Origin of the sequence: Vallitalea pronyensis (assembly GCF_018141445.1) — a bacterium.
Lineage (GTDB): Bacteria > Bacillota > Clostridia > Lachnospirales > Vallitaleaceae > Vallitalea > Vallitalea pronyensis.
This window is the reverse complement of sequence record NZ_CP058649.1, coordinates 3,345,707-3,358,074: the sequence shown is the minus strand read 5'-3', so window position 1 is coordinate 3,358,074 and position 12,368 is coordinate 3,345,707. Positions and strand designations below refer to the sequence as shown.

Here is a 12,368-nt window from a genome sequence, read left to right as displayed (position 1 = left end):
CACTATGGCTTAACATGCATTTATCGATCATGTATTCTAATTGCTTGCTTAACAGGAAAATTTTGACGTAAGTGTAGCACCATTCTTAAAACCACATTGTCTTCCTTGGTAATGACCATTTTCCATCATATGCTCCTCAATAGCATCTCTGATTTTCCACCAACTGGTCTGCCAATTGCAAAAAAGAGTCTCTTCTTCTGGTGCTCGACTAACTAAACGTTGTATAGCTACTTGCTGTTGTGTATGTTCTAGAAATAGTACAACACGCTTTATATAAGCCTCTTTGCTAATAATTGTAATATCCCCGTTAAGGTATTGCTTGGCCATGGGTGTATGTCTAGCAATATACAGGGAGTGAAGTTTAATCTGATCAACATCAAGAGCTGCCAATATTTTAGCACCTTCTAGGATATCTCTATCTTCATCCCACGGCAGATTAAGTATCATATGGGTGCATACTTGGAAACCATATCGTTTAATGCGTAGGACACCATCAATAAATTCAGCTAAAGAATGTCCTCTTTCAATTTTATCTAACGTATGGTAATTAACTGTTTGAAGACCTAATTCAACGGTTATGTGTATACCATGTTTTTGCTTTAAATCTGCAAGTATTTGAAGGTAATCATCTTGTATGCAGTCAGGTCGAGTAGAAACGGCTATTTCCACAATATCTTCGCCAACTGCCTCATACATAACTTGTTTAAAACGAGCAAGAGGCATATACGTATTGGTGTAGTTCTGAAAATAAGCAATGAACTTGTGGGCATGATATTTCTGAGCAATATAATCCTTGTTTTGGTCAAGTTGTTCTTTGACAGATAATTGATTGGACAAACTTTCAAAGCCTGTACCCACATCACTGCAGAAAATACAGCCCCCGTAACCAGCAGTGCCGTCACGATTAGGACATGTTAAATCTAGATTTATGGGTAATTTATATACTTTCTCACCATAACGTTCTTTTAGATAATCTGAGTATTTATAGTACAAGCGTTCCGTCATTGCTGCCATCATTGCCTCCATCTGTTACTCTATAACAGGTTATACTGTTTTATTATTACCTGTTGTAATCATATCTTTATATTTTAAATAATCATTCATAATATCGGATTCATCGCTCTCATCCAGTGACTCGATTTTTCTATCCGTCATATACACCTTATAGTTATCAAGAATATAAAACTGCTCTTGTCTTGTAGCATGCTCCGTTATGAGAGGTTCTTTGTACAACCAATTGGTGACTTCAATAAAAACAACACCTGTCTCAAGCATATAATAAGCTTTTGAAACTCGACCCATTTCACCATAATGGGTCACTTCAAAACATGTAAGTGCATTCTTCTGGTAATAAGGTTGAATAACCCCGCCTTCTGTTGACTCGCCCATAATGGAAATTTCTTTGCCCTTTTCTAAGGCCATGTTTTTCATTAATTCATCCATATGCGCCACTTTCTCTTTGTAAGTTGATGTTACAGGTTCTATTTCAACGATAGGTGTATCTTTCGTTTGCATTTCTTTAAATACAGCCTCTTTTACTGTTACATTCACATCTTTGTCCATAACGACAGATGTAACATCACTGGGCATATCTTTGTTTTCCGATTGCTCCTCAATGAGCTTCTGTTTAACCAGTAATTGAGAGCCTTCTTTTATAATGGACAGGATGACACCTTGCCCTCCATACCACCCCAAATAATTGGTTAATGCATTGGGCGGTGTATCCCACTCTGTATTCTCATCCAATAATCCGTCTTTAAAACCAGCAATATATTCACCAATCTTTAATGTCATTTTTTGTTCTGCATCAACAATGAGATATGCAGTCGTATGTGGATACTCTTGTTGGTCTAATTCCGTAACAAATTCAAAATGTACATCAAGATTTTTTGCCATAACTTCTTTGGTTTGATTGCAACCTACAGTTACTATAACAATCATTGCAATCGCAATAACACTATACACTTTCCTCATCATTTTATATTCCCCTTTTCTAAGTAAGTCTTACTCACGGTCCTCTTTGCTTAAATGGTTAACCATCTTAGCATCCATTATTTTTACGTAAGTGTTTCCTTAACTCCCATAGTTTTAACCGCTTATTGAGCCCAATTACAGCGTCAATAATCTGCATCAGTACCATGTAACCCATTGCACAATAAGTAAGTATAAGCAGGTAATATATAAGAGGCGGCAATCCCTTTAAAACAAATAGAAATGGTGATAATAGGACATACGCACCTATCAATATCCCACGCTTAACTTGATCTTTACTTAAATATGTACGTTTGGTTAACCCATGCAACAAGTCACCTCCTTCACCTTTATTTGCTCATGGCTTATGTTTACATGTTAGGGCAACAATAATGATAAACAGAAAACATCTTACTAGACAATAATTGTGCACCCCTTATATTGCACTTATCTAGTAGCTGTTGCTTATTTTATCAATATGCATTATCCTCTTATGGTTGTCCATACTTATTCTATTCTATCATGAATACGTAAATCCTTCCAGCCTTTTTACAAATATTTACATATCTTTTTCCAATCACTTTCTTTTCTATGAACATATGTATTTATTCATTATATTTTATTTTTCTTATCATTTCAATAAAGACATAAGCCTTATCTATTATTTCCAGTATTTTTCCTTTACTTCTTAACAAAATAATAATAAAATTAAATGTGTCGTTTCATGTGCTAAAAGTAATGATTATATACCGTAGTATGATACAAACTAAAAGAATTGAGTGATAATATGTTAATAGAATTAAGCCAACTGCTTTTTAATCGTTTAGGCATAATCGTACTATTCGCTTTTCTCATTACAAAACTTGACATTTTCAAAAATTACATTGTGAAAGAAAAATTAAGCATATCGGACCAACTATTTTTCTCCCTTTTATTTGGAGGTATCGGTATCATCACCACTTATTGGGGTATTGAAGTATTGGGTGGTATTGTTAATTCTCGTTCTATTGCTATTGTGGTATCTGGACTTATAGGTGGTCCAATGGTGGGTTTTGGCGCTGGCCTAGTAGCAGGTGTCCATCGTATGCTTATTCCTGATGGTCAATTAACGGCTATTGCTTGTGGTCTATCCACGATTATTGGTGGAATAATAGGTGGACTAGCTAGAAACTACATACATGATAAAAACAAAAAATGGTTATATGGCATTATTACTGGTGTCATTGCTGAAATCATTCAAATGAGCATGATTCTACTAATAGCAAGACCATTTACTGATGCTTTACATATTGTAAAAGTTATCTTTCTTCCTATGACGATCATTAATTCTCTAGGTATTGGTATTTTCTTGGCACTGATTCAAGAAATATATAATGATCGTGAACGAGCTGGAGCTATACAAGCTCAATTAGCATTAAGCATTGCTAATAAAACCCTTCCATTTCTTCGTAAAGGATTACATGAAGATTCTGCCAATCAAACTGCCAAAATAATCTATGACATGGCTGGCATGGATGCTGTTGCCATAACAGATAAGGAGAAAATATTAGCTCATGTAGGTGCAGCTAATGATCATCACAAAAAAGGCTCTTTCATTACAACGCATTTATCCCAGAAAGCTATCCTTGATAAAAAGCATATGATTGCACTGAAAAAAACTCAGATTGAATGTCCCGATAAAACTTGTCCCCTTAAGTCAGCCATTGTTGTACCACTTATGGAAAAAAACAATGTGATTGGTACATTGAAATTATATAAAACATCGTCCCATGATATAAGGCGAACAGATATTGAATTAGCGAAGGGTCTAGCCCACCTTTTTTCTACACAAATAGAACTTAGTAAGGTAGATTACCAAAAAAACTTACTACGTAAAGCTGAGCTAAGAAGACTTCAGGCACAAATAAGACCTCATTTTTTGTTTAATACCTTAAATACCATTGTGTCCTTTTGTAGAACAGACCCTAATAAAGCTAGGCAGCTCCTGCTGGAACTTAGTTTCTTTCTAAGAAATAGTTTTCAAAATGCTGAAGACTTCATTACTTTAGAAAAAGAAATTGCCATTATTAAATCTTATCTATCTATTGTTAAGGCTAGATATGGCGAAAAAATAAATGTACATTTTGACATTCAAGAAAAATCTTGTATTCAAATTCCCTCCCTTATTTTACAACCAATTATTGAAAATGCTATTATACATGGTATACTTCCCAAAACTGGACCTGGTCACGTTTATGTTAAAATCCGTCATGGTGATTATGTTACCTTCGAAATTAGAGATGATGGCTTAGGTATAGAACCGGATCGACTTAGGCGTATCTTAACAAATCCATCCACTAAATCAGGTATAGGCATTACGAATGTTAATGAACGTCTGAAAACCACATGTAATGAACAGCTCCATATTACAAGTACTAAAAATATGGGTACGACTGTTACGTTCAAAATACACAAGGAGATGAGTTATTCATGTTAAATGTTATATTGGTTGACGACGAGAAACCTGCATTACAAGAGCTTTCTTTTCTATTAGGGCAACATAAGCACATCAATATCATTGGTATGTACATGGATGCATCTGAGGCATTAGAAGCCATTATCCATGATAAGCCAGATGTGGTTTTTCTTGATATTGAAATGCCCGTTTTGAATGGATATGCCATTGCTTTAGACCTTCATAAACGTCATATGAATACGGATGTAATTTTTGTAACAGCTTATGATGACTATGCAATAAAAGCTTTTGAACTCAATGTAGTGGATTACATTCTAAAACCTTATGATGAACAACGCATTGATGAAACCATCAAAAGACTACTTGATAAAAGGTCTTATTCCAAACTTCTTCATCCCATTGATGATAATATTATATGTCATAACTGTATTGAAAAAATTCCTGTATGGGATGGGGATTGTATTGCTATTATTTCACCAGAAGATATTTTATTTTGTACCCTTAGCAATGGGGAAATTATTATTGAGACAGCTACTAATAAGTATAAGAGTCATAATACCTTAAGCGAGTTAGAAGCCACCTTAAAAAAGCATCATTTTTTTCGATGCCATCGTAGCTATTTGATTAACATGGATAAAATAGAAAAAATCATACCTTGGTTTAACCATACCTTTGTTGTAAAAATGAAGCATTCTTGTGTAGAAATTCCAGTCAGCCGACGCCAAATAAAGACCTTTAAACAAATTCTTAATCTATAGTGTTATCTCGTTTCTTTCCCTAATAACCGTTTAAGCTAAGATTATGACCGCTTAACGGTTTTTTTGTATTATTTAGGTAAAAATCAACAATAAAATAGTTGATCATGCTATCCTTTTTATATCATTTAATTAAAGGGAGGATATTTATGATAACATTTTTATTAGCCGTTATGATCCTTATTTTAGGTTATTTATTCTACGGGAAATTTGTTGAAAGGATATTCGGTATTGATACCAGCAGAAAAACGCCAGCTCATGAAATGGCTGATGGTGTTGACTATGTTCCTCTTAACTGGAAAAAGGTATTTCTTGTTCAATTTCTAAACATTGCTGGTTTAGGACCAATCTTTGGTGCTGTAGCTGGGGCATTATGGGGACCTGTGGCTTTTCTATGGATTGTATTTGGATGTATTTTTGCTGGAGCTGTACATGATTATTTTTCTGGCATGCTCTCCCTTAGAAACAGTGGTGCTAGTATTGCTGAGATATCAGGAAAATATCTAGGAAATGGTGCTAAAACATTCATGCGTTTTTTCTCGGTGATCTTGCTTATACTCGTGGGTGTTGTATTTGTTAAAGGACCTGCTGGCCTTCTTGAGAATCTAACGTCTATTAATACCATGACTTGGGTTGGTATCATTATAGTCTATTATCTATTAGCTACTGTATTACCTGTCGATAAAATTATAGGAAAGATTTATCCAATATTTGGTGCATCACTATTAATTATGGGTTTTGGTATTATCATTGGGTTATTTGCAAAAGGTTATCAAATTCCTGAACTTCAGTTAGCTAATTTACATCCTACAAGCAAATCTATTTTTCCCTTCTTATTCATTACCATTGCATGTGGTGCTATTAGTGGTTTCCATGCTACTCAATCACCAATCATGGCAAGATGTATTAATAATGAAAGTGAAGGTCGAAAAGTGTTCTATGGTGCTATGATTATGGAAGGTATTATCGCGCTTATATGGGCTGCTGCTGCCATGGCCTTTTTCGGAAGCACAGGTGCGTTAAAAGCAGCAGGAGGGGCCGCTGTTGTAGTAAATACCATTTCTAATTCACTACTTGGTAAGGTTGGAGGCGTATTGGCTTTGATTGGTGTTGTTGCCTGTCCTATTACCTCTGGTGATACAGCCTTTAGAAGTGCTCGTCTTACCATTGCCGATGCATTAACATTCAAACAAGATAAGTTCAGAAACCGATTCTTAATTGCCATTCCTTTATTTGCTATAGGTGTCGCCCTTTGCTTCATTGATTTCAGTATTATTTGGCGATACTTTGCCTGGTCTAACCAAACACTAGCTACTGTTGCATTATGGGCTGCTGCAAGCTATCTAGTTGGTAAAAGAAAAAATCATTATGTTGCCTCTATTCCTGCTACGTTTATGACAGCCGTTATAACCAGCTACATTTTAATTGCAGATGAAGGTCTTCAATTAGCGTCATCCGTCGGATTGAGTATTGGTGTATTGACAGCTTTATTAGCTATTACATTATTTTTATGGAAGTCTAAGAATGCTGTTAAAGAGGCATAAAATATAACGGACTGCCCTTCATAAAAGATTCATACAGCTTAATAGTGGATAATATAATGGTAGCACAAAAGCATCACCATTATATTATCCAAAATTATGGGGTATCAATAGTAAAAAGCATAGCGTTCCATGGCATCCATAAGAGCCTTCACATTCTTAAGGGGTACTCCTGGATATAAGCCATATACCATCATGAGCCCGCCCTCTTTTCTACTAATTTTCTGCACTTCTTCTCTTATAAGTGCATCTATTTCATCAACTGTACCATGGGGTGTGGTAAATTGCCGGTCAATATCCAGCTCAATGCACACCTTACCAGCGAATTTGTCAGCAATCCAATCAATGCCATTCACATAATCCTGCATATTTATTACTTCCACGCCACCATCAATGATGTCGTCTATTAAATCATGTAAATCCCCATCAGAATGCATATGAACAATAACACCTTTATCCCGCGCTGGTTTCATTAACCTCTGATAGCTAGGTTTAATGTACTCTCTAAAATACTGAGGTGATATCATAGGACCTTTTTGCATACCTAAATCTTCTGCATATCCCATCATATCCACACCCATATCCAAATATTGATTAACAATGTAGAGATTAAATGCCTCAACCATATGAATGAGTTTTTTTAAATGAGGATTCTGGTCGGCCATATCAAATATTAGATTTTGGTATCCTCGAATATCGCATAATTGAAGAAATGTGTGCCCATGTCGTAGTCCACCAAAAGCCAAGTCACCATTTAGCTTTATTTTTTGAATGTGTTCTTTAACGTGCAGCCAATCCACCGGTCCAATTCCCATACACGTTGTTGGATCAGGTGCTCTATACGTTTCAAAAGATGACCAGTCTTGTAGAGGGTGTTTGGTAACCGTACCGGTGATGCCATCCACCGTTGTTTCCCATAGACAGCCCCAATCATCTGTGTAGGGCTTATCTTTGCTTGCAACTTGAGCAAAATCTGGTATATATTGTCCTTCTGGCCGTTTATAATCCGGAAATAAAAAAGGGTGTGTTTCTATTAAATCAAAGAGCTCTTCTTGGGGATAATGCTGCCAACAGGCATCATTAATATGGAATGTCATTGGAATATACTCTGGTCTTTCAAATCTCACAGCTTTTAACATATTCGCTTTATGATTCATGTTATGTCCTCCAATTTTTTTCTTATTATATCAAACACCTTATTGACTTTCTTTCAAATGCGTAACATGCTATAATATCATACAAATATAAAAAGTATTCCAAGGAGATTATGATGGACAAACGTAATGAGACCAATGAACGGTGTGTGGTGGATTTTTCAACCATTGACAAAGCATTTTCTTTTAGACTTGCAAAAGTGAATTATACCCAGGCTCGAAAACCTATTCAAACACATATTCATCCAGATATGATAGAAATTGTTTATTTAATCAAAGGTGAACAGGTATACCACGTGGCTCAGGAGGATTATGTTGTTAAAAGTGGTGAGGTATTCATGACCTTTGAAAACGAACCCCATAGTACAGGCTCTAATCCAGAAGATAAGGCTGATTTTTTTTATTTTATTATTGATTTAGATAAACATAAGCATGATCTTATTGGGTATGGGAATCATGAAGGCAATTGTATTATTGATTTGTTAACCAATCCTAAAAAACGCATTTTTAAGGGAAATTCTAAGCTCAATGATCTACTTGATCAATTAATAGAAGTTCCTTTTGATGATTGCATATACAAAAAGACACGTATTCGTAACCTTGTTTCACAACTGCTATTGACTACCCTTGAATGCAAGACAAAAGAGCGTGATCTGCCCTATAGAAATACCATGAAGTATGTTAGAGCCTATATTGAAGAGCATATCTATCAACATATAACGATTGCTGAATTAGCCATGATATCTGGCTTATCAGAAACACGGTTTAAAACCAAATTTAAAAAAGAATGTGGCATGCCGCCACATGAATACGTGTTACGCCAAAAAATAGCTCTGGCTAAAACACTTTTATCAACATACCCCCGTCAATCCATAACCGATATTGCATATACCCTTTCTTTTTCATCCAGCCAATATTTTGCCACTGTATTTAAGCGCTTTACAACCATGAGTCCAAAAGCATTCAGAACCTTAAACAAGGGTTAATTGTTGGTTTGCTTACTGCTGTTGTCAAAAACCACAAGCATAAATCATTGACATGTAATGTTTTTATCTCTTAGGTAACGATAGAACCCCTGCTTATCTGTCCATTGTATGAAATCTATTTCAAAGCCATCAGGGTCTTTTAAGTAAAATTGTTTTGAAAAAGGTTTAACAATAATTTCTTGACTTTCATGGGCATATCCTTTTGATTTTAAAGTATCCAACCATCCATCTACATCATCTACATGATAACCGATGTGTCTAAAGTTCTTCACTGTTTCTATTGAGAAAAGATCTCTTTCAGAAATAAATAACTCATGCCCATCGCCTTTAAGAATGGCATACCTCTTCCCATCTGATTTTGTGCCTATGTCAATTAATGCATAATCTAGGGCGTTCTTATAAAAGTCAATAAACTTATCAACATCGGATACATACCGATTTAAATGATCAATGATTTTCATGGCATGTCTCCTTTCCTCCATAACGTTATACATAACTTTATATTTATCACTGTTTATAGCGTTGGGTCTTCTAGATAGGATTTAAAATGCTCAGCAAATTTCGTATTATCTTTTTGATTGGTTCTATTTGCTACTATTTTCCTAATATCATAACCTTTCTTGACAATGAACACCTTGAATATATTGGATGTAATGGCACGGGTTGGGCATTGATAGATACAACGCATACAAAGGTAACATTTCCATTTGAACTTTATCTTACCATCTTTCACATGAATATTCTTAGATGGACAATGCTTAACACATTTACCACAATGGATACATGCATCGGTGGCTCTTAATGTCTTACCGAAGATCCGGGCAAGAAATCGGTCTTCGCAAGTATTAAGAAAATTAGTTAATAAACGCAAAGATAAGCTAGGATGATATAAGCGATTCTTCCTCTCAAGTATGTCTTGACACATATGTACAACTTTACTGCCTGCTGCATCATACAATTGTCTTACCAATGCGTGTGTGTATTCTGTCAACCAGTTAGATCCCATACATATAATTCGATCATAAAATACATGGTAATTTTTCTTTTTTAGCTTCTTAATAATCTTACCTGATGCATTATGATTAATTGAGATATTATCAGCTGCTGTTTTGTAGATAAATACTTTCTGTGATTGGCTAGTGGGTAAATGTTTCACCCATTTTTCTACCATTTCTGGTGGTCCAAAACCGTATATGGGATGCCCAATACCTATCATATCGTACTGGGTCATATCGACAACTTGTTGTGTATTGATGATTTTTTCAATATTATAAATCTTAACATCAACAGATTGTTTTATCAGTTCTTCTTCTATGAGTCCAGTAACGAGTTGTGTATTACTTGTACCAGAGAAATAGAAGATGCCTATTTTTATGCTCATGAATAACGCCCCTTTTAATCTTAACTATTTTCCTTCATATAACCATCATAACAGACAGATAGAGAATCAGCAATATCGTTATTCAGTTTTAGTTAGAAGGTATGCTCACTTTTTTTTTTATTTCTTGATATTTTCATGCCTAACTCTTACAATATACAAAAGGATTTTTTTAACACTTTTTCATTGATGTGAATAGTAATATTAATAAATAGAAAAAATATATGCCATAAATACTGGATAAAATCATTCATGCTTGGGAGGTCCACTATGAATAAAAGAATAAAAAGGATTATATTTTTACTCATCATTATTATTTTTTTAATAAGTCCTTTTTTCCAATTTATAAAAAGCATCACCGCTATGAGCGTCTATAGTTATCTTTGTAAAAAAGATAGTTTTACCAATACGTTAGGTATCCATATAAAAATGCCTGGTGGTCTTAGTACTGCTAAAAAGGATTGGTATCCATTTGTCATGACTTTTGATGATAACAAAGGCTTTTCTAATTATGTGAAACGAAATATGCATTACACCGTTCTCTATAATTTTGGTGCTTTTGAGTATCTGAATGGGGCTTCTTCACTATATAACCCTGACTCAGACTACTATGGTGCTTTTTATGGTGCTTATTTTGTACAGGAACTTGATAATCCTGACCATCCATTTGGATTTGATGATCAAGGTAACGTTCATATTGAAGAAGCTGTGCTACCGGGTACATATGATATTAATGAATTGGTTCTTGGTGGCTTTGGTCTGTATGACCCTATTTCAAGCTACATTATTGATGATGTGAAAAAGGTGGAAACCTTTATCAATTACTCTAATTGGACAGTAATCGATGCTACAATAACAACCCATGGACCTAATCATAAGTATACGAAAAAGCAACAAGCCTATATCCAATATGGTAAGCCGCCAGCTAAGTATAATAAGGGAGAAGATTTTCCAGTGACCGAATTTAAAAGCCGCTTTTATCTTAAATATGTTGAAGAAAAGAAATGCACGGTTTTCTTATACATTATCGGACCCCATAAAAAAATGATTGAAGCATGTGATGAGCATTTCTTGCAAAAAAGCGTTTTAGAAATAAATTAGAATGCAATTAAATGATTCATGCACCTTGAAAAGTGATTATAACGTAAAAGAACAGATAAATACCTTCTGTACTTATCTGCTCTCATATGAAGTTATTATTTTTTAATGACTTCATGTTACTTATAACATTATTCGTATAATTAGATTCATTGGACATAATCAGACTCTTTTCTATTTATGATGTTTTCATTCTTGTTGTTGAAATTTTACCATGTACCTTCGTTAGATTTTTGATTTTCAACGTAGGATTACTTATCCCACAAGTATTCATAATGGATTCAATAATCTTAAATTCATTTCTCTTAATCACAACTTCTACCTTATATCGTCGGTCACCATGATTTCCTCTGGCCAAGTAATTATTAACTGTATAGCCTTCATCTCTTAATTGCTCAGCAATAGCAATCATCTTATGTTTATTTTTCAAGAAAATATCTACTTCCAAGATACCAAGAGCTAATCTTTCCTCAATCTTATTTCCAATAAATACACCAACCGTTCTTCCTAACGCATATGCTGCGGTATAGTGAAATCCTTTGGAACTGGTTACTTTTGTCACAACAGTGGCAAAGATCATAGCGTCTACAAAAACAACCATATACACAGGATTCATTATTTTCTTTGATATTAATATGGTCTTGAGTGTTGCTAAAATATTTGTAAATGCTGTTATCATAAATAGACCAATAAGTCCTAACCATATATTTTGTGTCATATATCTCACTTCCTTTACTTCTTTAATGCTTATTAAAACAAGTTTCCCTTAGTTGAATAGCCACCTTAAGTTACTCATGGCCAACATGAATAATACCAAGATATGATCAAGGCAATATCATGTACAAATATATATATTTGCACAATAAAAAAATGCTTGGCAGCATAGATAATATAACTCCATATGGGTAGCAACTTAAATATAATGATTTAAGGGATTTCTATATGAAAACAAGAGGGGCTTAATCCTTGTAACTTAGAAATTGAATGAAAAGTACGTCTTACTCGTTTAGATATAATGATAAGATTAATT

Annotated in this window: 12 protein-coding genes; 5 read left to right on the top strand and 7 right to left on the bottom strand. The window is 34.5% G+C overall.

Annotated features, from left to right (window positions below; translation table 11 throughout):
• Positions 1-48: 48 nt before the first annotated feature.
• The 3 genes from HZI73_RS14165 to HZI73_RS14155 all read right to left on the bottom strand — a co-directional run bounded on the left by HZI73_RS14165 (position 49) and on the right by HZI73_RS14155 (position 2,302).
• Positions 49-1,026 carry a TIGR01212 family radical SAM protein gene (locus HZI73_RS14165; RefSeq protein WP_246552162.1) on the bottom strand — a complete coding sequence of 326 codons (978 nt, stop codon included), beginning with the start codon at positions 1,024-1,026 and terminating at the stop codon, positions 49-51.
• Between the two features lie 18 nt (positions 1,027-1,044).
• Positions 1,045-1,977: a hypothetical protein gene (locus tag HZI73_RS14160; protein WP_212694042.1), complete on the bottom strand. Its 933-nt coding sequence runs from the start codon at positions 1,975-1,977 to the stop codon at positions 1,045-1,047.
• A gap of 64 nt (positions 1,978-2,041) precedes the next feature.
• Positions 2,042-2,302, bottom strand: a complete 261-nt coding sequence (locus tag HZI73_RS14155; protein WP_212694041.1) for a hypothetical protein — start codon at positions 2,300-2,302, stop codon at positions 2,042-2,044.
• Between the two features lie 444 nt (positions 2,303-2,746).
• Here HZI73_RS14155 and HZI73_RS14150 point away from each other — a divergent pair, with 444 nt between their 5' ends.
• The 3 genes from HZI73_RS14150 (at position 2,747) to HZI73_RS14140 (ending at position 6,725) form a co-directional block, all read left to right on the top strand.
• A complete protein-coding gene (locus HZI73_RS14150; RefSeq protein WP_212694040.1) occupies positions 2,747-4,447 on the top strand; it encodes a LytS/YhcK type 5TM receptor domain-containing protein in 1,701 nt (566 codons plus the stop codon).
• On the top strand, positions 4,441-5,184 hold the full coding sequence (locus tag HZI73_RS14145; RefSeq protein WP_212694039.1) for a LytR/AlgR family response regulator transcription factor: 744 nt from the start codon (positions 4,441-4,443) through the stop codon (positions 5,182-5,184). The genes HZI73_RS14150 and HZI73_RS14145 overlap by 7 nt, the downstream gene beginning before the upstream one ends.
• A 146-nt stretch (positions 5,185-5,330) precedes the next feature.
• Complete coding sequence (locus HZI73_RS14140) at positions 5,331-6,725, top strand: carbon starvation CstA family protein (protein WP_212694038.1); 1,395 nt, start codon at positions 5,331-5,333, stop codon at positions 6,723-6,725.
• A gap of 104 nt (positions 6,726-6,829) precedes the next feature.
• Here HZI73_RS14140 and HZI73_RS14135 read toward each other — a convergent pair whose 3' ends face one another.
• A complete protein-coding gene (locus HZI73_RS14135) occupies positions 6,830-7,879 on the bottom strand; it encodes a uroporphyrinogen decarboxylase family protein (RefSeq protein ID WP_212694037.1) in 1,050 nt (349 codons plus the stop codon).
• Positions 7,880-7,989: 110 nt separating this feature from the next.
• Here HZI73_RS14135 and HZI73_RS14130 point away from each other — a divergent pair, with 110 nt between their 5' ends.
• The gene (locus HZI73_RS14130; RefSeq protein WP_212694036.1) at positions 7,990-8,862 is read left to right on the top strand and encodes an AraC family transcriptional regulator; all 873 of its coding nucleotides are present in this window, start codon (positions 7,990-7,992) and stop codon (positions 8,860-8,862) included.
• 44 nt (positions 8,863-8,906) lie between these two features.
• Here the strand turns inward: HZI73_RS14130 and HZI73_RS14125 are convergent, their stop codons facing one another.
• Together HZI73_RS14125 and HZI73_RS14120 are read right to left on the bottom strand one after the other, a co-directional pair.
• Positions 8,907-9,323, bottom strand: coding sequence for a VOC family protein (locus HZI73_RS14125; RefSeq protein ID WP_212694035.1), 417 nt, complete (start codon positions 9,321-9,323; stop codon positions 8,907-8,909).
• A gap of 53 nt (positions 9,324-9,376) precedes the next feature.
• Positions 9,377-10,243: an EFR1 family ferrodoxin gene (locus HZI73_RS14120; RefSeq protein WP_212694034.1), complete on the bottom strand. Its 867-nt coding sequence runs from the start codon at positions 10,241-10,243 to the stop codon at positions 9,377-9,379.
• Between the two features lie 267 nt (positions 10,244-10,510).
• On the opposite strand from HZI73_RS14120, the gene HZI73_RS14115 reads away from it, so the two are divergent.
• Positions 10,511-11,341 (top strand): hypothetical protein, encoded by an 831-nt coding sequence (locus HZI73_RS14115; protein WP_212694033.1) that lies wholly within the window; start codon positions 10,511-10,513, stop codon positions 11,339-11,341.
• A 175-nt stretch (positions 11,342-11,516) separates the two neighbouring features.
• On the opposite strand, the gene HZI73_RS14110 is transcribed toward HZI73_RS14115, so the two are convergent.
• Positions 11,517-12,056, bottom strand: a complete 540-nt coding sequence (locus tag HZI73_RS14110) for a DUF5698 domain-containing protein (protein WP_212694032.1) — start codon at positions 12,054-12,056, stop codon at positions 11,517-11,519.
• Positions 12,057-12,368: the final 312 nt, after the last annotated feature.

Coding starts and splice junctions, on each gene's coding strand:
- HZI73_RS14115 (WP_212694033.1), top strand. CDS start 10,511: ATGAATAAAAGAATAAAAAGGATTATATTTTTACTCATCATTATTATT.
- HZI73_RS14160 (WP_212694042.1), bottom strand. CDS start 1,977: ATGATGAGGAAAGTGTATAGTGTTATTGCGATTGCAATGATTGTTATA.
- HZI73_RS14120 (WP_212694034.1), bottom strand. CDS start 10,243: ATGAGCATAAAAATAGGCATCTTCTATTTCTCTGGTACAAGTAATACA.
- HZI73_RS14135 (WP_212694037.1), bottom strand. CDS start 7,879: ATGAATCATAAAGCGAATATGTTAAAAGCTGTGAGATTTGAAAGACCA.
- HZI73_RS14140 (WP_212694038.1), top strand. CDS start 5,331: ATGATAACATTTTTATTAGCCGTTATGATCCTTATTTTAGGTTATTTA.
- HZI73_RS14165 (WP_246552162.1), bottom strand. CDS start 1,026: ATGGAGGCAATGATGGCAGCAATGACGGAACGCTTGTACTATAAATAC.
- HZI73_RS14110 (WP_212694032.1), bottom strand. CDS start 12,056: ATGACACAAAATATATGGTTAGGACTTATTGGTCTATTTATGATAACA.
- HZI73_RS14145 (WP_212694039.1), top strand. CDS start 4,441: ATGTTAAATGTTATATTGGTTGACGACGAGAAACCTGCATTACAAGAG.
- HZI73_RS14130 (WP_212694036.1), top strand. CDS start 7,990: ATGATGGACAAACGTAATGAGACCAATGAACGGTGTGTGGTGGATTTT.
- HZI73_RS14125 (WP_212694035.1), bottom strand. CDS start 9,323: ATGAAAATCATTGATCATTTAAATCGGTATGTATCCGATGTTGATAAG.